The organism is Burkholderia sp. AU16741 (genome assembly GCF_002223345.1).
Classification (GTDB): Bacteria; Pseudomonadota; Gammaproteobacteria; order Burkholderiales; family Burkholderiaceae; genus Burkholderia; species Burkholderia sola.
This window is the reverse complement of record NZ_NKEZ01000009.1, coordinates 279,173-303,844: the sequence shown is the minus strand read 5'-3', so window position 1 is coordinate 303,844 and position 24,672 is coordinate 279,173. Positions and strand designations below refer to the sequence as shown.

Genomic DNA, 24,672 nt, shown 5'->3' with positions numbered 1-24,672 from the left:
CATCGACGACAGGCGATCGTCGATGCCGTTGACGCCGGGATGGCGGATCAGGGCTCGCCAACCGACATGCACCCACCTTCACGAAGCATGAAAAAAGCCCGCCGAAGCGGGCAACCTCACGATGCGGAGGGGGAGATGCGAAAACGCGATCGGCGGGCGGTCAGCCTTTCGTCGCGCCGAACGTGAGCCCCGCGACGAAGTGCTTCTGCATCGCGAAGAACATCGCGACCGACGGCAGCGCGGCGAGGATCGACCCGGCCGATACGAGATTCCACGACGTCGTCCATTGCCCCTTCAGCGCCGCGACACCCGCCGTGATCGGCGCCGCCTCGTCGCCCTGCGTGAGACACAGCGCCCAGAAGTAATCGTTCCACACGAACGTGAACACGAGAATCGCGAGCGCGGCCAGCGCGGGCCGGATCAGCGGCAGCACGATGCGCCAGAACACCGTCCATTCGCCCGCGCCTTCGATGCGCGCGGCCTCGATCAGCTCGAACGGCAACTGCTTGATGAAGTTGCGCAGGAACAGCGTGCAGAACCCCGTCTGGAACGCGACGTGAAACAGGATCAGCGCTTCGACGGTATTGAACACGCCGAGCCGCAGCGACAGGTCGCGCACCGGAATCATCAACACCTGCACGGGCACGAAGTTGCCGGCGACGAACGTGCCGAACAGTGCGGTATTGCCGCGAAACCGGTAGGTCGCGAGCGCGAAGCCGGCCATCGCCGCGAGCGCGATCGAGCCGATGACCGACGGCACCGTGATCTGCACGCTGTTCCAGAAGTAATGCAGCATCGGCGACGTGGTCAGCGCGTCGCGATAGTTCTCGATCATCGAGAAATGCCGCGGCCAGCCCCAGTAGTGGCCTTCGACGAGCTCCTCGGTCGAGCGCACCGACGTGACGAACACGGCGATCATCGGCAGCAGCCAGATCACGAGCGCGACGGGCAGCGACAGCTTGTACAGCCGGCGCGATACCGGCTTCCACCGGGCAACGGGTGTCGGAAACATGATGAGTGCACTCCCGAAAATCACTGTTCGTTGCGCAGCATGCGGCGCAACTGGAACGCGATGTAGACGAGCATGATCGCGAACAGCACGACGGCGATCGACGCGGAATAGCCGAGCCGGTAGTACTTGATCGCCTGGTCGTACATGTAATACGCGAGCACGGTCGAGCTCTCGAACGGGCCGCCGCCCGTCATCACCGAGATCAGGTCGAAGCTGCGCAGCGCGCCGATCACGGTGACGACGATCGCCATGAAGGTGGTCGGCCGCAGTTGCGGCAGCACGACGTGCCACAGCAGCGCGAAGCCGCGCGCGCCTTCCATCCGCGCGGCTTCGATCTGTTCCGGATTGACCGACGTGAGGCCGGTCAGGTACAGGATCATGCAGTACGCCGTTTGCGGCCACAGCGCGGCGAACACGATGCCGAAGGTCGCGTAGCGCGCGTCGCCGAGCACCGGGATGCCGTGCCCGGCGATGAGCGCGAGCAGCCCGAAGGTCGGATCGTAGAACCACGAGAAGATCAGCCCGACGACCACGCCCGACAGCACGAATGGCGCGAAGAACAGCGACTTCACGAGCCGGATGCCGCCGACCGCCTGGTTCAGGTACAGCGCGAGCGCGAGGCCGAGCGGCGGCGCGAGCATGAACAGCACGAGCCAGATCACGTTGTTGCGCAGCGCCGTGTAGAACGTCGGCGCCTGCAGCAGCTCCGCGTAGTTCGCGAGACCGACGAAGGTGCGCTCGGTCATCCCGTCCCAGTTGTACAGGCTCAGCCACAGCGTCGACAGGATCGGCCAGATCACATAGACGGCCACCATCGCGCAGGCCGGCGCGAGAAAGAGCCACGCGGCGCGCCGTTGCCGCCGCACGGCGGGCGACGGGCGGCGCGCGGGCAATGTGCTGGCGGATGAGCCGCGCGGCGGCGCGGTGCCGGCGGGCGGGGGGGACGCGATCGGACTGGACACGGCAAGCCTCCTGAAACGGACACGGCGGCGCGCGGCCGCCGGTTGGGTCACGCGCTCACTTCTTGTAGATCCGCTTGCGGGTCTGTTCGAGTTGCGCGAGCACCGTATCGAGCTGTGCGGGATTCGCGAGAAACTGCTGCATGCCCTTCATCCCCTCGTCGGCCATTTCCTTGGTCATGTCGCGGTCGTAGAACTGCGCGACGCCGCCCTTCGTGTCGGCGAGGATCCGGAAGCCGATACGCGAGATCGGATCGGCCGGCTCGGGCGACTTGCTGTTGGCCGACAGCGAGCCGAGCCCTTCGGCGAGTTTCGCGCCGATCTCGGGCGTTTCGACGAATGCGAGGAACGTGTGCGCGTCGGCCTTGTTCTTCGCCTTGGTCGGGATGTGCAGCGATTCGACCGGGCCGTCCTCGGCGGTCGGCACCTTCGGGTCGATGATCGGGAAGCGGTAGTAGCCCATTTCCTGCTTCACGTTCGGCGGGAAGCCGGCCGCGATGAAGGTGCCCATCAGCATCATCGCGGCCTTGCCCTGGAACAGGAACGGCTGCGCGCCGTCGAGATCGTAGGACAGCGCGTTGTCGATGAAGTAGCCCGAATCGATCAGCGATTTCCACGTCGTATAGACCTTCTTCACGCGCGGGTCGGTGTACGGCACGTCGCCGGCCATCAGCTGCTGGTGGAACGCGTTGCCGTTCAGGCGCAGGTCGAGATAGTCGAACCAGCCGGCGAGCGTCCACGCGTCGCGGCCGCCGATCGCGATCGGCGTGATGCCGGCCGCCTTCAGCTTCTTGCACGCGTCGAGAAACTGGTCCCAGGTCTTCGGTTCGTCGGCGATGCCGACCTTGCGGAACAGATCCTTGCGGTAGAACAGCCCCCACGAGTAGTAGACGGTCGGCGCCGCGTACTGCTTGCCGTTATAGGACGACGCGCTGCGCGTCGACGCATACATCGCATCCCAGCCGTTCTTCGTCCAGTCGCCGCTCAGGTCCTCGAACAGCCCGCGCTTCGCGTAGTACGCCATTCGCTCGCCCGCATGCCAGTTCACGACGTCCGGCGCGACGGTCGTGAGCCATGCCGGCAACTGCACCTTGTACGCTTCCTCGTCGACGAAGGTGGGCTTCACGTCGATGTCCGGATGGGCCTTGTGGAACGCTTCGATCGTCGATTGCCACACCGCGCGCTGGCTTGCGCCCTTGAACGCGATGTTGATGGTCAGCGTGCCGGCATCGGCGGGCGTCGTCGCGCCGAACGATGCGAACGCGATGGCGGCGGCGCTCGCCAGGCGGGCAGCGACGCGAAGGGGGCGATGGGTCATGAGTGTCTCCAGTCCTGTGTGTCGTTGTTTGTGCGTGACCGGCGCGTGGCGGCGCCGGGGGCGGTTGCTACGAACGGCTTCGATACACGGCCACGCCTTGCGGCTCGACCTGCGCGGCGCCGAACACGAATGCGGACGGCGCTACGCCGTCGATCGCATGCGGCGTGTCGCGATAGTTGAATACGTAGGTCAGGCCGCCGCGCCGGCTCACGCGCACGCCGTCGGCCAGCGGCGTCGGCGCGAGACCCGCAACGGCTGCGACGTCGGCGAACAGGCGCGCGGTGGTCGCGTCGTCGAACAGCGTGGCCCAGTAGTGCAGCGTGCCGTGCGACACGCAGGCCGGATGGCCGTCGGCGAAGCGTGCGTGCACGACGCTGCGTGCGCCGTCGTCGTTCAGTTCGACGAGGTCGCGCCAGTGACGCGCTTCGCCCGCGAGCGGAGAACCGTCGCGCAGCGTGCCGTCGATCGGCTCGGTCACGTTCGGCCGCAGCGATTCGACGCGCCACACGCGTACCGGCAGGATCGACGCGAGCGGGCCGGGCGGCAGCGCCGGCGGAATCTGCAGGTCGGCGGTCTTCGAGCCGGTGCGCGGGCCGAACACCGCGTGCGCACCCGACGCGGCGAGCCGCGACGCGAAATCGTCGGGCACGACCGGCAGCGGCGGCACGACGACGAGGCGATAGCCGTCGAGCGGCGCATGCGCGGACACGATGTCGACGTCGAGCCCGAGCGAGCGCAGCGCCGAGTAGTATTCGAACGCGAAACGCGGGTAGTGGAAATCGGCGCCTTGCGGCTGCACTTCGAACAGCCACTTCGCGTCGTAGTCGAACACCAGCGCGACGGGTGCGCGCACCGCGCCGTTCGCGTCGGCATCCGCGCCGGCGTCGAACACGGCGGCGATTTCCTGCGCGACGCGCTGCGCTTCGCGGCCGCCTTCGTCGAGCTGGTTGTCGGGGGTGTTCAGGCCCGCGTGCATCTGTTCCTGCGCGAACGGCGCCTGCCGCCAGCGGAAGTACGACACGCAGCCGGCGCCGTGCGCGAACGCTTCCCAGCTCCACAGCCGCACCATGCCCGGCAGCGGCGCGGGATTCCAGTGCGCCCAGTTCACCGGGCCCGGCTGCTGTTCCATCACCCAGAACGGCAGCTTCGACATGCCGCGATACAGGTCGTGATTGAACGACGCGAAATCCGGATGGCCGGTGCGCAGCCAGCGCGCCTTCACGTCGGGCGCGAACCACAGCTCCTCGAGCGCGCCGAGCGGATAGCTGTCCCACGTCGCGACGTCGAGGTCGCGCGCGACTTCGTAGTGATCGAATTCGGTGAACAGTTGCATGAAGTTGTGCGCGACCGGCCGGCCCGGCGAGTGCGCGCGGATCACGTCGACCTGCATCCGGTGATAGCGCGCGAGCTCGTCGGACGCGAAGCGCCGGTAGTCGAGGCGGTGCGACGGATGGGCTTCGGTCACGGTGCCCACCGGCGCGTCGACTTCGTCGAAATGGCGATACTCCATGCTCCAGAACACGGTGCCCCACGCGCGGTTCAGCGCGTCGATCGTGCCGTAGCGCGCTTTCAGCCATTCGCGAAAGCGCACGAGCGCGGCCGGCGAATAGCTGACGACGGTCTGGTGGCAGCCCAGTTCGTTGTCGGTCTGCCAGTAGCGCACGGCCGGGTGGCGGCCGTAGCGTTCGGCGACCGCCGTGCAGATCTGGCGCGACGCTTCGAGATAGACCGGCGACGAGAAATCGTAGTGGCGGCGCGAACCGAACGCGCGCGGGCGGCCGTCCGCGCCGATCGCGAGGATGTCGGGATGGCGGTCGACCAGCCATTTCGGCGGCGTCGCGGTCGGCGTGCACATCACGATCTCGAGGCCGGCCGTGCCGAGCACGTCGACCGCGCGATCGAGCCAGCCCCAGTCGTATTCGCCCGGCGACGGCTCGATGCGGCTCCATGCGAATTCGGCGATCCGCACCTGTTCGATGCCGAGCGCTTTCATCCGGCGGGCGTCGTCGGCCCACATCGATTCCGGCCAGTGTTCCGGGTAGTAACAGACTCCGAGGCGCATGCCCGATCCTTATGCGTAGTGGTGGACGGGAAGATCGGCGCACGCGGGCACCGCGCGGCCGTCTTCGGTGAACAGGTGGCAGGCCGCGGCCGGCGCGTGCACGTGCACGCGTTCGCCGGTGCGCACCTGCGCGTCGCCGGGCACTTTCGCGATCAGCGGCGTCGCGTTCGGCTGGCCGGCCGGATCGAGGTGCACGTAGGTCTGCTCGCCCAGGCGTTCGACGAGCGCGACGTCGCGCGCGAGCGTCGTCGCGTCGGGCACGGCGCCGAGCGTCAGGTGTTCGGGGCGGATACCGAGCGTCACGGCGGCGCCGGCGGAGAGCGACGAGCCGTCGCGCGGCAGCACGAAGGTTTCGCCGGACGGTACGAGCGTGACGGTCGTGCGACGCGCGTCGCACGCGGCCACGACGGCCGGCAGGAAGTTCATCCGCGGCGAGCCGATGAAGCCGGCGACGAAGCGGCTGGCCGGATGGTGGTAGAGGTCGAGCGGCGCGCCGACCTGCGCGATGCTGCCGTGCTGCGCGGTATCCGCGCCGGCGTGCAGCAGCACGATCTTGTCGGCGAGCGTCATTGCCTCGGTCTGGTCGTGCGTCACGTAGACGACGCTCGCGCGTTCGAACTGCCGATGCAGCCGCGCGATCTCGATGCGGGTCTGGCCGCGCAGCGCTGCGTCGAGGTTCGACAGCGGTTCGTCGAACAGGAACACGCCGGGCTCGCGCACGATCGCGCGGCCGATCGCGACGCGTTGCCGCTGGCCGCCGGACAGCGCCTTCGGCTTGCGTTCGAGCAGCGTGTCGAGCTGCAGGATGCGCGCGGCGTCGCGCACCTTCCGGTCGATCTCGGCCTTCGGCACGCGCGCGAGCTTCAGCCCGAACGCCATGTTCTCGTACACCGTCATGTGCGGAAACAGCGCGTAGCTCTGGAACACCATCGCGACGCCGCGCTCGGCGGCCGGCACGTCGTCGACACGGCGGCCGTCGATCGACAGCTCGCCCGCGCTCAGATCCTCGAGCCCGGCGATCATGCGCAGCAGCGTCGATTTCCCGCATCCGGACGGCCCGAGAAATACGCAGAACTCATGCGCGCCGATCTCCAGATCGACGTCGCGAATGACCGGCGCGTGCTCGCCATAGGCTTTCTGCACGCGCCGCATCGAGATGCTCGCCATTGTCTCCGCTCCATGTTTTAATGCGCCGTACTGCCTGATTAAGCGCTTAATCATCGCGATCAAAAAAAGGGCGATGCGATCGCGGCCGAGTCGCGCCCGTCGGTCGGGCGGCAAGGTGTGCGGCGATAGTGCGCCGCTTCGGTGAGCGAAGCAAATACTGGATCGACGTCTCATATAGTGAGCAAACGATGGCAACACTGGATGAAGTGGCGCGCCGCGCCGGCGTGACGGCCGCGACGGTGTCGAACGTGCTGCGCGGCCGCGGCCGGGTGGGCGATGCGACGCGGGCGCGGGTGCTCGAAGCGGTCGACGCGCTCGGCTATCGTCCGCATCTCGCCGCGCGGGCGCTGGCGGAAGGGCGCGCGCCGACGGTCGCGCTGATGGTATCGAGCATCGCGAACCCGTTCTATCCGGAGTTCGCGCTGGCGGTCGAGCGCGCGGTGCGCCGCAACGGGCAGTTCCTGATCGTCTGCAACACGAACGAAGATCCGTTGCAGGGGCGCGCGTATCTCGACCAGATCGCCGGCACGATCTCCGAAGGGATTCTCGTGACCAACGCGAACCTGCACCTGCCGGATCTGGTCGACGTCGCGCGGCGCGGCGTGCCGGTCGTGCTGTGCCTGTGGGAGCGGCCCGAGGCGCCGCCCGACGGGTTGCCGTGCGTGGCGATCGATTTTCGCGAGGCGGGGCGGATCGCGACGCGGCATCTGCTCGAACTCGGCCATCGCGAGATCGGCGTGATCGTCGGCGGGTCGGCAAACGGCGTGCAGGCCGCGCGCTACGACGGCTGCGTCGACGTGATGCGCGAAGCCGGGCTGGATGCGTCGCGCGTCGGCGCCGGGCACGATTCGATCGAGGGCGGCGTGCGCGCGGCCGGGCAGTTGCTCGATGCGCATCCCGAGTTGACCGCGCTGGTCGCGACCAACGATCTACCCGCGATCGGCGCGATGCATGCGGCGGCCGATCGCGGCCGGCACGTGCCCGACGATCTGTCGATCGTCGGCATCACCGACATCCATCTCGCCCGCGACACGCGACCCACGCTGACGACCGTCGCGATCCCGACCGCCGAGGCGGCTGGCATCGCGGTCGAATTGCTCAATACGTTGCGCGAAGCCGGCGGGCAGGGCGACGACGCGTCGCGCGTACGGGGCGCGTCGCTGCCGAAGCTCGTGGTGCGCGGCACGACCGGGCCGGTGCCGCGCGCGGTGTAGCGAAGCGCGAGCGGTCGCGCGCCGGCCTCAACCGCCTTCGACGCGCCGCAGCACGATGCGTCGCGCCGAATCGAGATGCGCGACGGTCATCGCGCGTGCCGCCCGCGCATTGCGTTCGCGGCAGGCCTGCAGAATTTCTTCGTGCTCGACCTGGAACGACGGCGTATCGGCGAGCAGCGTGGCCTGCAGGCGTTCGTAACGTTCGACCTGGCTGCGCAGTTCGGCGATCGACTTCAACTGCCGCGCGTTGCCGCAGCACGCATACAGCAACGCGTGGAATTCGCGGTTCAACTCGCCTTGCCGGCGCGGCACGGTTGCATCGCCGAGCAGCCGATGCACGAGTTCGGCGCGCGCGAGCGTTTCGTCGTCGAGCCGCTTCACGCCGCGGTAGATCGCATCGCCTTCGAGCAGCACGCGCAGATCGTAGATTTCCTGCACGTCGGACGCGCTCAGCATCCGCACGACCGCGCCGCGATTCCTGAAGATATCGAGCAAGCCTTCGCGTTCGAGCCGCTGGATCGCCTCGCGCATCGGAATCCGGCTGATGCCGAACCGCTCGGCCAGATCGCGCTCGACGAGGCGCTCGCCGGCCGCCAGCTCGCCGTTGATGATCATGTCGCGCAGCGACGCGGCGACCGCGTCCGCGGTGGAGTCGAGTTTGGCTTCCATGCTTGCGTATTTCGTCAATTTGGAATAATGGTATACCAAACGACGATCCGGTGCCAGAATAGCGACCACCGGCGGGTCTCACGCAATGGCGTCCGGCCCGCTCGGCCCGGTCAAGGCAACCGACATCAATGGAGAGCGAGATGGCATCGAGCGAACATCACTATCGCGTCGCAGTGGAGTGGACGGGCAATCGCGGCACCGGCACGTCGGGGTATCGCGAGTACGGCCGCGATCACGTGATCCGCGCCGGTTCCAAGCCGGATATCCCCGGTTCGTCGGACCCGGCGTTCCGCGGCGACGCGGCGCGCTGGAACCCCGAAGATTTGCTGCTCGCGTCGGCGTCGGCATGTCACAAGCTCTGGTATCTGCACCTGTGTTCCGAGGCCGGCATCCGCGTGCTGGCCTACGTCGACCACGCGGAAGGCACGATGCTCGACGGCGCGGGAGCGGGGCGCTTCACCGAAATCGTGCTGCGGCCGCGGGTGACGATCCGGGCCGGCGACGATCGCGAACGGGCGGCGCATCTGCATCATGATGCGCATGCGCAGTGCTACATCGCGAATTCGGTCAACTTCCCGATTCGCTGCGAACCGGTGATCGAGTGGGCCGCCGCCTGACGCCGACACCCGCCAAACGAAATCGACGATGAAACTGTTCTACTACCCCGGCAATGCCAGCATGGCGCCGCACTTCGTGCTTGAAGAAATCGGCCAGCCGTTCGAGCTCGCGTACGTCGACCGCACGCACGACCAGCACAAGTCGCCCGACTATCTCGCGCTGAATCCGAACGGGCTCATCCCGGTACTGGTCGACGGCGATCTCGTGCTGTACGAAACCGCCGCGATCTGCCTGCATCTTGCCGATACGCATCCCGAGCAGCGGCTTGCGCCTGAACTCGGCACACCGGAACGTGCGCAGTTCTACAAGTGGCTCATGTGGCTCACCAACACGCTGCAGGCGACGCTGATCGCGTATTTCTATCCGGAGCGCTGGGTCGATGCGGGCAATGCGTCGGGTGCCGCGCAAGTCAAGGCGCATGCGGAAGCGAAGATCGCGACGCTGCTGAATCAGCTCGAGCAGCAACTGCAAACGAGCGGCGGCCCGTGGCTGCTCGGTGCGCACTACACGGTGCTCGATTCTTACGCGCTGATGCTGTGCCGCTGGACGCGCGGTTTTGCGGCGCCGGCCCGCCAGCGGCCGGTACTCGGCGGTTATCTGCAGCAGGTGCTCGCGCGCCCGGCGATCCAGCGGGCGTTGAAGACGGAAGGGCTCGCGGCGCCGTGGGTGTAACCGCGAGTGCGGCAGCATGCGCGCCGCGGCGGCGCGCATGCATTTCGGGTGATAGGGCAATCCGGCAAGCCGATTGCCGCCGTGTCGTCACGGCGCGACGCCGTACACCTCCCGCGCCGCGGCCCGAATCGCATCGACCATCACCGCGACGGCCGGCGAATGCAGCCGGTCGGTGCGCGTGATGAGCCCGAAATCGTCCATCCGGCAATCCATCTCCAGCGGCAGCACGGTGACGATGCCGTGCCGCGCGTAGTAGTGCGCGACGTCCTCGGCGAGCACCGCGATCATGTCGCTCTGCTCGATCAGTTGCGTGATGAACAGCAGCGCGGCCGTCTCGACGACGTTCGCCGGCGGCGCGAGGCTCGCGCGCTGGAACACGAGCTCGAAGCGGTGGCGCAGCACGCTGCCGGCCGGCGGCACGACCCACGCGGCGCGCTGCACGTCCGCGAGCGACAGCGGCGCCTGGGCGAGCAGCGGGTGGCCGGGCCGCACGACCGTAGCCACCGATTCGCCGGTCAGCGGCTCGTAGCGCAGGCGCAGCTTGTCGTGTTCGGCGGACAGCCGGCCGAGCACGATGTCGATCTTTTCCTGCGCGAGATGTTCGAGCAGCACGTTGCTGGTGTCGATCTCGACCGACACGTGCAGGCCCGCGTGCGTGCCCTTCACCGCGGCGACGGCCGGCGGCACGAGCCGCAAGCCCGGCGACGTGATCGCCCCCACGGCCACGTGGCCGAGATGGCCGGCCTTCAGCGCGGCCAGCTCCTCGCGCGCCTGGTCGAGGCTGCCGAGCGCCGCGCGCGCGTGGCGGATCAGCGCGTCGCCGTACAGCGTCGGCCGCATCCCGCGCGGCAGCCGCTCGAACAGCACCGCGCCGATCGATTCCTCGAGTTCGCGCAGCAGTTTCGACGCGGCCGGCTGCGTCATGTTCAGCGCGGCCGCCGCGCGGTGAATGCTGCCTTCGTCGGCGAGCGCGACGAGCAGCAGCAACTGGCGCGTCTTCAGGCGGGCGCGGTTTCCCCACGGGCTGGCTTCGGTCATCGTACGGGTTTATATCGATATCTGAATCGATATCGTAATCGCCTAAATCGTCATTAGCCAGTTATCAAAATTCTGCCTAGACTGCGCCGGTATCCCGTCACCACAGGACTGACGATGTCGGCAACAAAACCCAGGCTGCGTTCCGCTCAATGGTTCGGCACGAACGACAAGAACGGCTTCATGTACCGGAGCTGGATGAAGAACCAGGGCATTCCCGATCACGAATTCGACGGCCGGCCGATCATCGGCATCTGCAACACGTGGTCCGAACTGACGCCGTGCAACGCGCACTTCCGCAAGCTCGCCGAGCACGTGAAGCGCGGGATCTCGGAGGCGGGCGGCTTCCCGGTCGAGTTCCCGGTGTTCTCGAACGGTGAATCGAACCTCCGGCCGTCCGCGATGCTCACGCGCAATCTTGCGTCGATGGACGTCGAGGAAGCGATTCGCGGCAACCCGATCGACGCGGTGGTGCTGCTCGCCGGCTGCGACAAGACGACGCCCGCGCTGCTGATGGGTGCGGCGAGCTGCGACGTGCCGGCGATCGTCGTGTCGGGCGGCCCGATGCTGAACGGCAAGCTCGAGGGCAAGAACATCGGTTCGGGCACGGCCGTGTGGCAGTTGCACGAAGCGCTGAAGGCCGGCGAGATCGACGTGCATCATTTCCTGTCGGCCGAAGCCGGCATGTCGCGCTCGGCCGGCACCTGCAACACGATGGGCACCGCGTCGACGATGGCGTGCATGGCCGAGGCGCTCGGCGTCGCGCTGCCGCACAACGCGGCGATTCCGGCCGTCGATTCGCGCCGCTACGTGCTCGCGCACATGTCGGGCATCCGCATCGTCGAGATGGCGCTCGAAGGGCTCGTGCTGTCGAAGATCCTGACGCGCGCGGCGTTCGAGAACGCGATCCGCACGAACGCGGCGATCGGCGGCTCGACCAATGCGGTGATTCACCTGAAGGCGATCGCCGGCCGCATCGGCGTGCCGCTCGAACTGGAAGACTGGATGCGCATCGGCCGCGACACGCCGACGATCGTCGACCTGATGCCGTCGGGGCGCTTCCTGATGGAGGAGTTCTATTACGCGGGCGGGCTGCCGGCCGTGCTGCGCCGGCTCGGCGAAGGCGGGCTGCTGCCGCACCCGGACGCGCTGACGGTGAACGGCAAGTCGCTGTGGGACAACGTGCGCGAAGCGCCGAACTACGACGACGAAGTGATCCGCCCGCTCGACCGGCCGCTGATCGCGGACGGCGGCATCTGCATCCTGCGCGGCAATCTCGCGCCGCGCGGCGCGGTGCTGAAACCGTCGGCGGCGAGCCCCGAGCTGCTCAAGCATCGCGGCCGCGCGGTGGTGTTCGAGAACCTCGACCACTACAAGGCGACGATCAACGACGAAGCGCTCGACATCGACGCGAGCTCGGTGATGGTGCTGAAGAATTGCGGCCCGCGCGGTTATCCGGGCATGGCCGAGGTCGGCAACATGGGGCTGCCGCCGAAGCTGCTGCGCCAGGGCGTGAAGGACATGGTGCGGATTTCCGATGCGCGGATGAGCGGCACCGCGTACGGCACGGTCGTGCTGCACGTCGCGCCGGAAGCCGCGGCCGGCGGCCCGCTCGCGGCCGTGCGCAACGGCGACTGGATCGAGCTCGACTGCGAGGCCGGCACGCTGCATCTCGACATTACGGATGAAGAACTGCAGCGCCGCCTGTCCGACGTCGATCCGACCGCCGCGCCCGGCGTGGCCGGCCAACTCGGCAAGGGCGGCTATGCGCGGCTGTATATCGATCACGTGCTGCAGGCCGACGAGGGGTGCGACCTCGACTTCCTGGTCGGCATGCGCGGCGCGGACGTGCCGAGCCATTCGCATTGAGCGGCGGGCGGTCATCGCCGGTTGTGCAGAGATACGGCCCGCGTCGGCGTTGAAGCGCTGACGTGGGCCGACCGCGAAGGATGGGGCCGTCGCAAGCGCCGAAGCGCTGACGGCGACCGACCGCGAAGGATGGGGTGTGCGTAACGCCAAAGCGCTGACGCACACCGACAGGAGACAAGATGACGACGCAGTACACGCCCGCGCAGGCCGCGGCGGAACAGTCCGATTCGCCGGCAGCCGTCGACGAACGGCAACTGACCCGCCTGCTCACGCGCAAGCTGGTGCCGTTCCTCGCGCTGATCTACGTGGTCGCGTACGTCGACCGTACCGTCGTCGGCTTCGCGAAGCTTCACATGAACGCGGCGATCGGCCTCGGCGACGCCGCGTACGGGCTCGGCGCCGGACTGTTCTTCATCGGCTACTTCCTGTGCGAAGTGCCGAGCAACCTCGCGCTCGGCCGCTTCGGCGCACGCGTGTGGTTCGCGCGCATCCTCGCGACGTGGGGTGCGATCACGATGGCGATGGCGCTCGTGCAGGGGCCGACCAGCTTCTACGTGCTGCGCTTCCTGCTCGGCGCGGCCGAAGCCGGCCTCTATCCCGGCATCCTCTACTTCCTCACGCAATGGTTCCCGATGCGCGATCGCGCCCGCGTGATCGGCCTGCTCGTGCTCGCGCAACCGCTCGCCGGTATCGTGACCGGCCCGCTCGCCGGATGGCTGCTGTCGACGCACGGGTGGTTCGGCCTGTCGGACTGGCAGACGCTGTTCGTCGTCAGCGGCTTGCCGGCCGTGCTGCTCGCGTGGCCGACGCTGCGGCTGTTGCCCGAATCGCCCGCGCATGCGCGCTGGCTGAACGACGACGAACGCCGCTGGATCGCGCGGCAGCTCGCCGCCGACCGCGACGCCTATCGCCCCGATTCGCACCGCCATCCGCTCGCCGCGTTGCGCGACCGCCGCGTGCTGCTGCTCGCCGCGCTGTTCCTGCCGTTTCCGCTGTGCATCTACGGGCTGTCGCTGTGGCTGCCGACGATCATCCACGCGTTCGGCGCCGGCGATGCGACGACCGGCCTGCTGTCCGCCGTGCCCTACCTGTTCGCGGTGGTCGGCCTGCTCGTCGTGCCGCGCCATTCGGACCGCAAGCGCGAGCGCTACTGGCACATCGTCGTCGTGTCGGCGGCCGCCGCCGCGACGATGGCCGCGAGCGCGTGGGTGCGGCAGCCGGCGCTGCAGTTCCTGTTCATCTGCCTGACCGCGTTCTCGCTCTATTCGATCCAGGCCGTCGTGTGGGCGCTGCCCGGCGAATTCCTGGCCGGCACGAGCGCCGCGGTCGGCATCGCCGCGATCAACTCGCTCGCGAATCTCGGCGGCTACGTCGGGCCGTACGGGATCGGGCTGATCAAGGCATCGACCGGCAGCCTCGCGGCCGGCCTGTACTTTCTCGCGGCGACGCTGCTGTTCGCGGTGCTGATGACGTTCGTGGTCCGGGCCGCGCTGCGCGCGCCCGAGCCGGCCGCGGGCGCGTTCGCCCGCGAATCCTGAACGCCTTGTTTTCCGGCTGAACGCCGATTCGACTGACGCAGGACCCACCATGACATCGAGCAGCACACCGCGCTATCGCGGCATCTTCCCCGTCGTTCCGACGACGTTTTCCGACACCGGCGAGCTCGACCTCGCGAGCCAGAAGCGCGCGGTCGATTTCATGATCGACGCCGGCTCGGACGGGCTGTGCATCCTCGCGAACTTCTCCGAGCAGTTCGCGATCACCGACGACGAACGCGACGTGCTCACCCGCACGATCCTCGAACACGTCGCCGGCCGCGTGCCGGTGATCGTCACGACCTCGCACTACAGCACGCGGATCTGCGCGGCGCGCAGCCTGCGCGCGCAGCAGCTCGGCGCGGCGATGGTGATGGCGATGCCGCCGTATCACGGCGCGACGTTCCGCGTGCCCGAAGCGCAGATCTTCGATTTCTTCGCGCGCGTGTCCGATGCGATCGACATCCCGATCATGATCCAGGACGCGCCGGCGAGCGGCACGCCGCTGTCTGCGCCGTTCCTCGCGCGAATGGCCTGCGAGATCGAGCAGGTCGCGTACTTCAAGATCGAGACGCCGGGCGCCGCGAACAAGCTGCGCGAGCTGATCCGGCTCGGCGGCGACGCGATCGAGGGGCCGTGGGACGGCGAGGAGGCGATCACGCTGTTCGCCGATCTCCATGCGGGCGCGACCGGCGCGATGACGGGCGGCGGCTTTCCGGACGGCATCCGGCCGATCCTCGAAGCATGGCGCGACGGCCGCCACGACGATGCATTCGCGCATTACCAGGCGTGGCTGCCGCTGATCAATCACGAGAACCGCCAGTCCGGGATCCTCACCGCGAAGGCGCTGATGCGCGAAGGTGGCGTGATCGCGTGCGAGCGGCCGCGGCATCCGATGCCGGAACTGCACCCGGACACGCGCGCGGAATTGCTCGCGATCGCGCGCCGGCTCGATCCGCTCGTGCTGCGCTGGGCGCGCTGAGCGAATGTCGAAGGAGAAACGCAAATGAGCAAGGTGATTTCGCTGGGCGTGATCGGGATCGGCAAGATCGCGCGCGACCAGCATTTGCCGGCGATCGCCGCCGAACCGGGCTTCGCGCTGACTGCCTGCGCGAGCCGTCACGCGGAAGTCAACGGCGTGCGCAATTATCCGGATCTGAACGCGCTGCTGGCGGCCGAGCCCGAGCTCGACGCGGTATCGCTGTGCGCGCCGCCGCAGGTGCGCTACGCGCAGGCGCGCGCGGCGCTCGAAGCCGGCAAGCACGTGATGCTCGAGAAGCCGCCGGGCGCCACGCTCGGCGAAGTGGCCGCGCTGGACGCGCTCGCGCGCGAGCGCGGCCTCACGCTGTTCGCGACCTGGCATTCGCGCTGCGCGAGCGCGGTCGAGCCGGCGCGTGCATGGCTCGCCACGCGCACGATCCGAGCGGTGCAGGTGCGCTGGAAGGAAGACGTGCGGCGCTGGCATCCGGGGCAGCAGTGGATCTGGGAGCCGGGCGGTCTCGGCGTGTTCGATCCGGGCATCAACGCGCTGTCGATCGTCACGCGCATCCTGCCGCGCGAGCTCGTGCTGCGCGAGGCGACGCTGATCGTACCGAGCGACGCGCAGATGCCGATCGCGGCCGAACTCGATTGCGCGGATACCGACGGCGTGCCGGTGCGCGCGGAATTCGACTGGCGGCACGGCCCGGTCGAACAATGGGAGATCGCGGTCGACACGGCCGACGGCGTGCTCGCGATCAGCCGCGGCGGCGCGCAATTGTCGATCGCGGGCGAGCCGGTCGAGATCGGGCCGGAGCGCGAGTACCCGGCGCTGTATGCGCACTTCCACGCGTTGATCGCGCGTGGCGAAAGCGACGTCGACGTGCGGCCGCTGCGGCTCGTCGCCGACGCCTTCCTGTTCGGCCGGCGCGTGCAGACCGACGCGTTCGGCCGCTGAACCTGCGTGCGCTTCGGCATGAAGCGCACGCGACGAGTGATTGATATTTCGACACGCATCACGGCATCAGCCGATACCAAGGAGACACCCATGAACCGCACGACTCACACGATCCGTCGACACACCTTGCGCGCGCTGCTGGCCGCGCTTTGCATCGCGCCGCTCGGGATGACGGGCGCCGCGCATGCCGACGCGCCGCTGAAGATCGGCTTCCTCGTCAAGATGCCCGAGCAGGCGTGGTTCATCAACGAGCAGAACGCGGCGTCCGCGCTCGGCCAGAAGGAGAACTTCTCGGTCGTGAAGATCGGCACGCCGGACGGCGAGAAGGTGCTGGCCGCGATCGACAATCTCGGCTCGCAAGGCGCGCAGGGCTTCGTGATCTGCGCGCCGGACGTGCGCCTGGGGCCGGCGATCGCGTCGCGCGCGAAGCGCTACAACATGAAGTTCGTGACCGTCGACGACCAGCTCGTCGATTCGAGCGGCAAGCCGCTGCCGAACGTGCCGCACCTCGGGATGTCGGCGACCAAGATCGGCAACCAGGTCGGCCAGGCGATCTCCGACGAGATGAAGCGGCGCGGCTGGAAGCCGGAGGAAGTCGGCGCGCTGCGCATCACGAACTACGAGCTGCCGACCGCGAAGCTGCGCACCGACGGCGCGACGCAGGCGCTGCTCGCGAACGGCTTCCGCAAGGAGAACATCTTCGACGCGCCGCAGAAGACGACCGACGACGAAGGCGGCTTCAGCGCGGCCGCACCGGTGCTCGCTCGCCATCCGAACGTGAAGAAATGGGTGATCTACGCGCTGAACGAGGAAACCGTGCTCGGCGCGGTGCGCGCGACGGAACAGCTGCACATCCCGGCGGCCGACGTGATCGGCGTCGGCATCAACGGCGCGGGCGAGGCGTTCGCCGAATTCCAGAAGAAGGAGCCGACCGGCTTCTACGGGACGATCGCGGTCAGCTCGACGAACCACGGCAAGGAAAGCACGCAGAACCTCGTCGACTGGATCCGCAACGGCAAGATGCCGCCGGCCGACACGCAGACGAGCGGCAAGCTGATGACGCGCGCGAACTGGCAGGCCGTGCGCGCCGAACTCGGTATCTGAGCGGGGCGAGGCGAGAACGCGATGACGATGCAGACGATGACGGCCGTGCCCGGCCACGACGCCGAAGCGGGCATGCCGCCGCCGGACGGCCCGCTGCTTGCGCTCGACGGCATCACCGTGACGTTTCCGGGCGTGCGTGCGCTCGACGCGGTGTCGCTGTCGGTGCGCGCGGGCGAAGTGCACGGGCTGATGGGCGAGAACGGCGCGGGGAAATCGACGCTGCTGAAGGTGCTGTCCGGCGTGAACCAGCCGCAGGCCGGCACGCTGACGCTGAACGGAGCCGAGCAGCGCTTCGCGTCGACGCGCGCGGCGCTCGAGGCCGGCATCGCGATCATCTACCAGGAGCTGCATCTGGTGCCCGAGCTGACGGTCGCGGAAAACCTGATGCTCGGGCAGTTGCCGAGCCGGCTCGGCGTGGTCGACGAGCGCACGCTCGCCGCGCGCGCGCTCGATGCGCTGGAGCGGCTCGGCGAGCACATCGATCCGGGCATTCCGGTGAAGTACCTGTCGATCGGCCAGCGCCAGATGATCGAGATCGGCAAGGCGCTGATGCGCGATGCGCGCGTGATCGCGTTCGACGAGCCGACGAGTTCGCTGTCCGCGCGCGAAACCACGCAACTGTTCCGGATCATCCGCGCGCTGCGCGCGGAAGGCCGCGCGATCATCTACGTCACGCACCGGATGGAGGAAGTGTACGAACTGTGCGACCGCGTGACGGTGTTTCGCGACGGCCGCCGCATCGACACGTTCGATTCCGTCGCCGATCTCGACCGCGACCGGCTGATCGGCTGCATGGTCGGCCGTTCGATCGAGGACGTGTACGGCTACCGGCCGCGCCCGGCCGGCGACGTGCTGATCGAAGCGAAGGGGCTGACGGGGCCGGGGCTGGCCGAGCCCGTGTCGTTCACCGCGCGGCGCGGCGAGATCGTCGGCTTCTTCGGGCTCGTCGGCGCGGGCCGCTCGGAGCTGATGAAGCTGCTGTACGGCGCGGTGCGGCCGAGTGCCGGGCACGTCGAGCTGAACGGCAAGCGCGTGGCGTTCGGCAGCCCGCGCGACGCGGTGCGCGCCGGCATCGCGCTGTGCCCGGAAGACCGCAAGCACGAAGGCATCGTCGCGATCGCGTCGGTAGCCGACAACCTGAACATCAGCGCGCGCCGTCATTTCAGCCCGGCGCGCATGCTGCTCGACGGGCGACGCGAACGCGAGCTCGCGCAGAAATACATCGAGCGCCTCGCGATCAAGACCCGCGACGGCGAAACGCCGATCGGCGCGCTGTCGGGCGGCAACCAGCAGAAGGTCGTGCTCGCGCGCTGGCTGGCCGAGCGCATCGACGTGTTCCTGATGGACGAGCCGACGCGCGGCATCGACGTCGGCGCGCGCGCGGAAATCTACAACCTGTTCTACGAACTCGCGGAAGCGGGCCGCACGGTGATCCTCGTGTCGAGCGATCTGGCCGAGGTGATCGGCGTGTCGGACCGGGTCATCGTGATGAAGGAAGGACGGATCGCGGGCGAGGTCGAGAAGGCGCACGCGACGCCCGACGCGCTGATCAAGCTCGCGCTGCCGCGCTAGCGGCCCGCAGTCAACCGGAAAGCAAACGTTATGAGCCAGGCAATGCAACCCCAACGTACTTCCCCCTCCCCGGATACGCCCGCCGTGCCCGCACGCCCGCGTGGCGGCCTATGGCAGGTGATCAACCGCTCCGGCATCGTGATGGTGTTTGTGGTGCTGTTCGCGGCGCTGTCGCTGACCGTGCCGGACTTCCTCACTTCCCGCAACATCCAGGGCCTGCTGCTGTCGGTCACGCTGATCGGCTCGATCGCGGTGACGATGATGTTCGTGCTCGCGCTCGGCGAGGTCGATCTGTCGGTTGCATCGATCGTCGCTTTTTCGGGTGTGGTCGCCTCGACGCTGATCACCGCGACGCACAGCGTCGTGCTCGGTATCGCGGGCGGCGTGCTGGCGGGCGGCGCGGTCGGGCTCGTGAACGGCGTGCTGATCGCGCGCTGGCGGATCAACTCGCTGATCGTCACGCTCGCGATGATGGAAGTCGTGCGCGGGCTCGCGTTCATCACGTCGAACGGCGACGCGGTGATGATCTCGGAAGAGCGCTTCTTCGATCTCGGCGGCGGGTCGTTCCTCGGTATCTCGTATCCGATCTGGAGCAACATCGTCGGCTTCGTCGTGTTCGGTTTCCTGCTGCGCAAGACGGTGTTCGGCAAGAACGTGCTGGCCGTCGGCGGCAACGGCGAGGCCGCGCTGCTCGCGGGGCTGCCGGTGATGCGCATCAAGATCACGGTGTTCGTGCTGCAGGGGCTCGTGACCGGCTTCGCCGGCGTGATGCTCGCGTCGCGGATGAGCCTCGGCGACCCGAAGACGTCGGTCGGCCTCGAACTCGGCGTGATTTCCGCGTGCGTGCTCGGCGGCGTGTCGCTGACCGGCGGCGTCGCGACGATTTCCGGCGTGCTGGTCGGTGTGCTGATCATGGGCTCCGTGCAGGACGCGATGAGCCTGCTGAACGTGCCGACCTTTTACCAATATCTGATACGCGGCGGAATTCTGTTGCTCGCGGTGCTGTTCGACCAGTATCGTCGCAACCAGCGGCGCGCGATGAAGATCTGACTTCGATCCCGCGCGGCCGCCTGCATAGACGACGAATATCGGGAGACGGCATGCAACAGACTCATCCGGCCGCGTCGGCGACGCTGCTGGCCGACAGCCGCAACACGCTCGGCGAAGGCGCGACGTGGTGCGACAGGACCCACGCGCTGTACTGGGTCGACATCGAAGGCGCGCGGCTGTGGCGCTGCCGCGCGGACGGTTCGGATCTCGCGCAGTGGGCGATGCCCGAACGGCTCGCGTGCTTCGCGCTGACCGACGATCCGGACGTGCTGCTCGTCGGGCTCGCGACGCATCTCGCGTTCTTTGACTTGCGCACCGGCGCATTCACAAGGATCGTCGACGTCGAGCCCGATCTGCCGACGCGGCTGAACGACGGGCGCTGTGATGGTGCCGGCGCATTCGTGTTCGGGATGAAGGACGAAGGCGCCGAGCCGCCGCGCGCGGTCGGCGGGTTCTATCGGCTCAATCCGGACCTCACGCTCGAACGGCTCGCGCTGCCGCCGGCCGCGATCGCGAACAGCATCGGGTTCTCGCCGGATGGGTCGAAGATGTATTTCTGCGATTCGCTGGTGCGCGAGATTTTCGTGTGCGATTACCGTGCGGGCGGCGATGTGGCCAACGTGCGGCAGTTCGCGCGGCTGACCGATGCGGACGGCGATCCGGACGGCTCGATCGTCGATCGTGACGGCGGGCTGTGGAATGCGCAGTGGGGCGGGCGAAGGGTGGTGCGTTATGGGCCGGACGGGGTCGAGACGGATCGCGTTGAGGTGCCGACCGCGCAGCCGAGTTGCGTTGCAATTGACGGTGACGGCCGGCTGTATGTGACGAGTGCGCGTGTCGGGCTGAGCGATGACGCGCTGGCCGGCGATGCGCACGCGGGTGGTGTGTTCGTCGCGCAAACGCGCTACGCGGGGTTGCCGACGGCGCGGTTTGCAGGGGCACGTACTGGATGAATGGTGGGTATGGACGACAGGTTCTATCGGCTGGCAACCCGAAGTGGCGCAGAATGACGAAAGCCCCCGGCTTGTGAAGGTTCGGGGGCTTTTCTTTTGCACACGATCACCACAATTAAAATAAAGGTAGTCGGGCGCGAATCCAATCCCATTTGGTAGGCGGAATCGCGAGCAACTGCATCACATCACTGCTCGAGCTATCGTAATATACGATTCCGCCGACACCATCTGCCAGTTCTCGCTCAGTTGCCGAATTTACGTAGTATGAAAAATAGCGTTGAGCGCGCAATTCCCCAGTTCCGTCAAAAAGCTGAAGTCTCACTTCATGCCCATTCTGAACATTCGCGCCACACAACTTTGCATAATATTCCACACCTCCAAATTCTTTATTCCCTCCATTCAATTCTTTTTCAAAAAAATCACACCGACGATAATTTGGCCTGGTCATATGAATGGAAAAGCCAATCAGAAAAAATACGAGAATGGCTAACCCAGTGATTCGGCGGAGGCCGGTCTGCGTATTTCGTCCTATGTTAGCCATTGTTGGTTCCAGCATCGCAGTCACTCCACCCGGTGAAGATTTGGTTGAAGCTGTTCTTTTACCCCATCGTGAAATGATGAACCGTTTTCAAGATGAGAATCGATTGTTTTTGGTAATTTAATTAGTGTGCCGACCGATAATTTCGTACTTATACGAGGCAACTGAGAACATGGAGGGACACAGAGCGTGATGGCGCGACTATGCGTTCGCCCCCCGACCTGCTGGTAAGATGGCCCGCAATTCCTCCCAGTCCGCGCCATGAGTTCCACTCCGACCAAGCCCGCGAAACCGAAAAACGCCGCGACGAGCGCCACGGCAGGCGCCGTGAAGAACCCCGCGAAGAACGCCCGCACCCCGGGCGACAAACCGAAGCCGCGCGTGCAACAGCGCCTGACCTACGTGATCGGCGGCCTCGACCGGCTGCTGCGCCGCCACATGACCGACGCGCTCGCGCCGCTCGGCATCACGCTCGCGCAATACACGGCGCTGTCGGTGCTCGAAGCGCGCGGCGCATCGTCGAACGCGCAGTTGGCCGAGCGCTCGTGGATCACGCCGCAATCGGCGAACGAAGTGATGAGCGTGATGGCCGCCCGCGGTTTCGTCACGCGCGAAGCCGACCCGTCGCACGGCCGCATCATCCTGCTGACGCTGACCGACGCGGGCGCGGCGATGCTGCGCGAATGCGAAGCCGTGCTGCGCCCGCTGGAGGCGCGCATGCTCGGCGACATCCCGGCCGACGACGCCGCGCACGTGCAGCGCGCGCTCGAACTGTTCTCCCGCAACCTGCGCGGCTGACCGCTTCCCGCATGTTCACGACGCGGGCCCGCCAGGCCCGCGCGCGCTTCGTACGCGCCATCGACGGCCGCCCCACCGCTCCCTGATTTCCCCCCGCTTTCTCCGCGTTCCGCTCCGGGTTTACACCGGCGCTCGTGCCGCTTGCAATATCAGGTAGCCTGATATTAAATGAAGCCGTCCGCAGCAGGAACGCTGCGCACCGAATCGCACTGGAAACGAACGACAGGAACAGACATGAGCAAGTACGACAATCGCTGGCAGACCGTTGAAGTGAAAGTGGAGGCCGGCATCGCGTGGGTCACGCTGAACCGCCCCGAGAAGCGCAACGCAATGAGCCCGACGCTGAACCGGGAGATGCTGGACGTCCTCGACGCGGTCGAGTTCGACGACGAGGCGAAGGTGCTGGTGCTGACCGGCGCGGGCGCCGCGTGGACGGCCGGCATGGATCTGAAGGAATATTTCCGCGAGATCGACGGCGGCTCCGACGCGCTGCAGGAAAAGGTGCGCCGCGACGCGTCGGAATGGCAGTGGCGCCGTCTGCGGATGTACAACAAGCCGACGATCGCGATGGTGAACGGCTGGTGTTTCGGCGGCGGGTTTTCGCCGCTCGTCGCGTGCGACCTCGCGATCGCGGCGGACGACGCGGTGTTCGGGCTGTCGGAGATCAACTGGGGCATCCCGCCGGGCAACCTCGTCAGCAAGGCGATGGCCGATACGGTCGGCCACCGCCGCGCGCTGCACTACATCATGACGGGCGATACGTTCACCGGCGCGCAAGCGGCCGAGATGGGCCTCGTGAACAGCAGCGTGCCGCTCGCCGAACTGCGCGACGCGACGATCGCGCTCGCCGCGCGGCTGATGGACAAGAACCCGGTCGTGCTGCGCGCGGCGAAGCACGGCTTCAAGCGTTCGCGCGAACTCACGTGGGAGCAGTGCGAGGATTACCTGTATGCGAAGCTCGACCAGGCGCAACTGCGCGATCCGGAGCGCGGCCGCGAGCAGGGTCTGAAGCAGTTCCTCGACGACAAGACGATCAAGCCGGGCCTGCAGGCATACAAGCGCTGATACAAGCGCGGACGCAGCCGCCGGCTTCACCGCCGGCGTAATCGCAAGAGACAGGCAAGGCAGGAGACGACATGACCGACAGACGGATGCTGATCGGCGGCGAGCGGTGCAACGCCCGCGACGGCCGCACCTTCGACCGCTTCAACCCCGCGACGGGCGCGCTTGCGTCGCGCGCGCCGGCCGCCGGCGTGGCCGACGCCGACGCGGCGATCGACGCCGCGCACCGCGCATTCCCCGCATGGGCGGCGCTTGCGCCGACGGAGCGGCGCCGCCGGCTGCTGAAGGCGGCCGACCTGATGGACGCGCGCATCGACGAGATCGTCGCGACGGGCGTGGCCGAAACGGGCGCGACGCCCGTCTGGCTCGGCTTCAACGCGACGCTCGCGGCGAACATGCTGCGCGAGGCCGCGTCGATGACGACGCAGATCGCCGGCGACGTGATCCCGTCCGACGTCCCGGGCAATCTCGCGCTCGCGATGCGCGTGCCGTGCGGCGTGGTGCTCGGCATCGCGCCGTGGAACGCGCCGGTGATCCTCGGCACGCGTGCGCTGGCGATGCCGCTCGCGTGCGGCAACACGGTCGTGCTGAAGGCGTCCGAGGCGTGCCCGGGCGTGCATGCGCTGATCGGCGCGGTGCTGGACGAAGCGGGGCTCGGCGCGGGCGTGGTGAACGTGATCACGCACGCGGCGGCCGATGCGCCCGAACTCGTCGAGCGGATGATCGCGCATCCGCATGTGAAGCGGATCAACTTCACCGGCTCGACGCACGTCGGCCGGATCATCGCGCGCCACGCGGCCGCGCACCTGAAACCCGTACTGCTCGAACTCGGCGGCAAGGCGCCGGTGCTCGTGCTCGACGATGCCGATCTCGATGCGGCCGTCGACGCGATCGCGTTCGGCGCATTCTTCAACCAGGGGCAGATCTGCATGTCGACCGAGCGCGTGATCGCCGCGCGGCCGATCGCCGATGCGCTCGTCCAACGGCTGACGGCGAAGGCGCGCACGCTGGTCGCCGGCGATCCGCTGGCCGGCCATCCGCTCGGCACGATGGTCGATGCGTCGGCCGCCGCGCGCGCGGCGTCGCTGGTCGAGGATGCGCGTGCGCTCGGCGCGCAACTGCCGCTCGGCTGCCGCGTGGAAGGCGCGACGATGCAGCCGGCGATCGTCGACGGCGTCACGCGCGACATGCGGCTGTACCGCGAGGAATCGTTCGCGCCGGTCGTCGCGATCCTGCGCGCGGACAGCGACGACGAAGCGGTCGCGCTCGCGAACGACAGCGAGTTCGGGCTGTCGGCGAGCGTGTTCAGCCGCGATATCGCACGTGCGATGGCCGTCGCGCGCCGGATCGAATCGGGGATCTGCCACGTCAACGGGCCGACCGTGCACGACGAAGCGCAGATGCCGTTCGGCGGCACGAAGGCGAGCGGCTACGGCCGCTTCGGCAGCCGCGCGTCGATTGCCGAATTCACGGAGCTGCGCTGGATCACCGTGCAGACCGCGCCGCGGCACTATCCCATATGAGCGAGC

Annotated in this window: 22 protein-coding genes; 14 read left to right on the top strand and 8 right to left on the bottom strand. The window is 67.7% G+C overall.

The features are described from left to right. Nucleotides 1-160: 160 nt before the first annotated feature. The 5 genes from CFB89_RS28625 to CFB89_RS28605 form a co-directional block, all read right to left on the bottom strand. A complete protein-coding gene (locus tag CFB89_RS28625) occupies nucleotides 161-1,012 on the bottom strand; it encodes a carbohydrate ABC transporter permease (RefSeq protein ID WP_089470940.1) in 852 nt (283 codons plus the stop codon). Between the two features lie 20 nt (nucleotides 1,013-1,032). Further along, complete coding sequence (locus tag CFB89_RS28620; RefSeq protein ID WP_089470876.1) at nucleotides 1,033-1,974, bottom strand: carbohydrate ABC transporter permease; 942 nt, start codon at nucleotides 1,972-1,974, stop codon at nucleotides 1,033-1,035. 55 nt (nucleotides 1,975-2,029) lie between these two features. Then, on the bottom strand, nucleotides 2,030-3,289 hold the full coding sequence (locus tag CFB89_RS28615; RefSeq protein ID WP_089470875.1) for an ABC transporter substrate-binding protein: 1,260 nt from the start codon (nucleotides 3,287-3,289) through the stop codon (nucleotides 2,030-2,032). Nucleotides 3,290-3,356: 67 nt separating this feature from the next. Continuing rightward, a complete protein-coding gene (locus CFB89_RS28610) occupies nucleotides 3,357-5,351 on the bottom strand; it encodes a beta-galactosidase (protein ID WP_089470874.1) in 1,995 nt (664 codons plus the stop codon). Nucleotides 5,352-5,360: 9 nt separating this feature from the next. Continuing rightward, nucleotides 5,361-6,518: an ABC transporter ATP-binding protein gene (locus CFB89_RS28605; RefSeq protein WP_089470873.1), complete on the bottom strand. Its 1,158-nt coding sequence runs from the start codon at nucleotides 6,516-6,518 to the stop codon at nucleotides 5,361-5,363. A gap of 188 nt (nucleotides 6,519-6,706) precedes the next feature. On the opposite strand from CFB89_RS28605, the gene CFB89_RS28600 reads away from it, so the two are divergent. Next, the gene (locus CFB89_RS28600; protein WP_089470872.1) at nucleotides 6,707-7,732 is read left to right on the top strand and encodes a LacI family DNA-binding transcriptional regulator; all 1,026 of its coding nucleotides are present in this window, start codon (nucleotides 6,707-6,709) and stop codon (nucleotides 7,730-7,732) included. Nucleotides 7,733-7,759: 27 nt separating this feature from the next. On the opposite strand, the gene CFB89_RS28595 is transcribed toward CFB89_RS28600, so the two are convergent. Beyond that, a complete protein-coding gene (locus CFB89_RS28595; protein ID WP_089470871.1) occupies nucleotides 7,760-8,401 on the bottom strand; it encodes a GntR family transcriptional regulator in 642 nt (213 codons plus the stop codon). Between the two features lie 140 nt (nucleotides 8,402-8,541). Between CFB89_RS28595 and CFB89_RS28590 the strand changes: the two genes are divergently transcribed. Both CFB89_RS28590 and CFB89_RS28585 read left to right on the top strand, forming a co-directional pair. Further along, nucleotides 8,542-9,018 carry an OsmC family protein gene (locus CFB89_RS28590; protein WP_089470870.1) on the top strand — a complete coding sequence of 159 codons (477 nt, stop codon included), beginning with the start codon at nucleotides 8,542-8,544 and terminating at the stop codon, nucleotides 9,016-9,018. A gap of 28 nt (nucleotides 9,019-9,046) precedes the next feature. Then, nucleotides 9,047-9,691, top strand: coding sequence for a glutathione S-transferase family protein (locus CFB89_RS28585; protein WP_089470869.1), 645 nt, complete (start codon nucleotides 9,047-9,049; stop codon nucleotides 9,689-9,691). An 87-nt stretch (nucleotides 9,692-9,778) separates the two neighbouring features. Here CFB89_RS28585 and CFB89_RS28580 read toward each other — a convergent pair whose 3' ends face one another. After that, nucleotides 9,779-10,729, bottom strand: a complete 951-nt coding sequence (locus tag CFB89_RS28580) for a LysR substrate-binding domain-containing protein (protein ID WP_089470868.1) — start codon at nucleotides 10,727-10,729, stop codon at nucleotides 9,779-9,781. Nucleotides 10,730-10,843: 114 nt separating this feature from the next. Between CFB89_RS28580 and CFB89_RS28575 the strand changes: the two genes are divergently transcribed. From CFB89_RS28575 to CFB89_RS28540, 8 genes are all read left to right on the top strand, one after another. Then, the gene (locus CFB89_RS28575; RefSeq protein ID WP_089470867.1) at nucleotides 10,844-12,595 is read left to right on the top strand and encodes an IlvD/Edd family dehydratase; all 1,752 of its coding nucleotides are present in this window, start codon (nucleotides 10,844-10,846) and stop codon (nucleotides 12,593-12,595) included. Nucleotides 12,596-12,774: 179 nt separating this feature from the next. After that, a complete protein-coding gene (locus CFB89_RS28570; RefSeq protein ID WP_089470866.1) occupies nucleotides 12,775-14,133 on the top strand; it encodes an MFS transporter in 1,359 nt (452 codons plus the stop codon). A gap of 49 nt (nucleotides 14,134-14,182) precedes the next feature. Beyond that, a complete protein-coding gene (locus tag CFB89_RS28565; protein ID WP_089470865.1) occupies nucleotides 14,183-15,112 on the top strand; it encodes a dihydrodipicolinate synthase family protein in 930 nt (309 codons plus the stop codon). Between the two features lie 24 nt (nucleotides 15,113-15,136). Next, nucleotides 15,137-16,066 (top strand): Gfo/Idh/MocA family protein, encoded by a 930-nt coding sequence (locus CFB89_RS28560; protein WP_089470864.1) that lies wholly within the window; start codon nucleotides 15,137-15,139, stop codon nucleotides 16,064-16,066. Between the two features lie 90 nt (nucleotides 16,067-16,156). Next, complete coding sequence (locus CFB89_RS28555) at nucleotides 16,157-17,170, top strand: arabinose ABC transporter substrate-binding protein (RefSeq protein ID WP_089470863.1); 1,014 nt, start codon at nucleotides 16,157-16,159, stop codon at nucleotides 17,168-17,170. A 21-nt stretch (nucleotides 17,171-17,191) separates the two neighbouring features. Continuing rightward, on the top strand, nucleotides 17,192-18,742 hold the full coding sequence (araG, locus tag CFB89_RS28550; protein WP_089470862.1) for an L-arabinose ABC transporter ATP-binding protein AraG: 1,551 nt from the start codon (nucleotides 17,192-17,194) through the stop codon (nucleotides 18,740-18,742). Between the two features lie 30 nt (nucleotides 18,743-18,772). Further along, entirely contained in the window at nucleotides 18,773-19,792 is a 1,020-nt protein-coding gene (gene araH / locus CFB89_RS28545) for an L-arabinose ABC transporter permease AraH (protein WP_089470861.1), read from the top strand. 50 nt (nucleotides 19,793-19,842) lie between these two features. Then, entirely contained in the window at nucleotides 19,843-20,745 is a 903-nt protein-coding gene (locus CFB89_RS28540; protein WP_089470860.1) for an SMP-30/gluconolactonase/LRE family protein, read from the top strand. Nucleotides 20,746-20,860: 115 nt separating this feature from the next. On the opposite strand, the gene CFB89_RS34560 is transcribed toward CFB89_RS28540, so the two are convergent. After that, nucleotides 20,861-21,301, bottom strand: a complete 441-nt coding sequence (locus CFB89_RS34560) for a hypothetical protein (RefSeq protein WP_144030173.1) — start codon at nucleotides 21,299-21,301, stop codon at nucleotides 20,861-20,863. Between the two features lie 243 nt (nucleotides 21,302-21,544). Here CFB89_RS34560 and CFB89_RS28535 point away from each other — a divergent pair, with 243 nt between their 5' ends. The 3 genes from CFB89_RS28535 to CFB89_RS28525 all read left to right on the top strand — a co-directional run bounded on the left by CFB89_RS28535 (nucleotide 21,545) and on the right by CFB89_RS28525 (nucleotide 24,666). Further along, on the top strand, nucleotides 21,545-22,081 hold the full coding sequence (locus CFB89_RS28535) for a MarR family winged helix-turn-helix transcriptional regulator (RefSeq protein WP_089470859.1): 537 nt from the start codon (nucleotides 21,545-21,547) through the stop codon (nucleotides 22,079-22,081). Between the two features lie 234 nt (nucleotides 22,082-22,315). Then, nucleotides 22,316-23,146, top strand: a complete 831-nt coding sequence (locus CFB89_RS28530) for a p-hydroxycinnamoyl CoA hydratase/lyase (protein ID WP_089470858.1) — start codon at nucleotides 22,316-22,318, stop codon at nucleotides 23,144-23,146. Between the two features lie 71 nt (nucleotides 23,147-23,217). Continuing rightward, the gene (locus tag CFB89_RS28525) at nucleotides 23,218-24,666 is read left to right on the top strand and encodes an aldehyde dehydrogenase (protein ID WP_089470857.1); all 1,449 of its coding nucleotides are present in this window, start codon (nucleotides 23,218-23,220) and stop codon (nucleotides 24,664-24,666) included. Nucleotides 24,667-24,672: the final 6 nt, after the last annotated feature.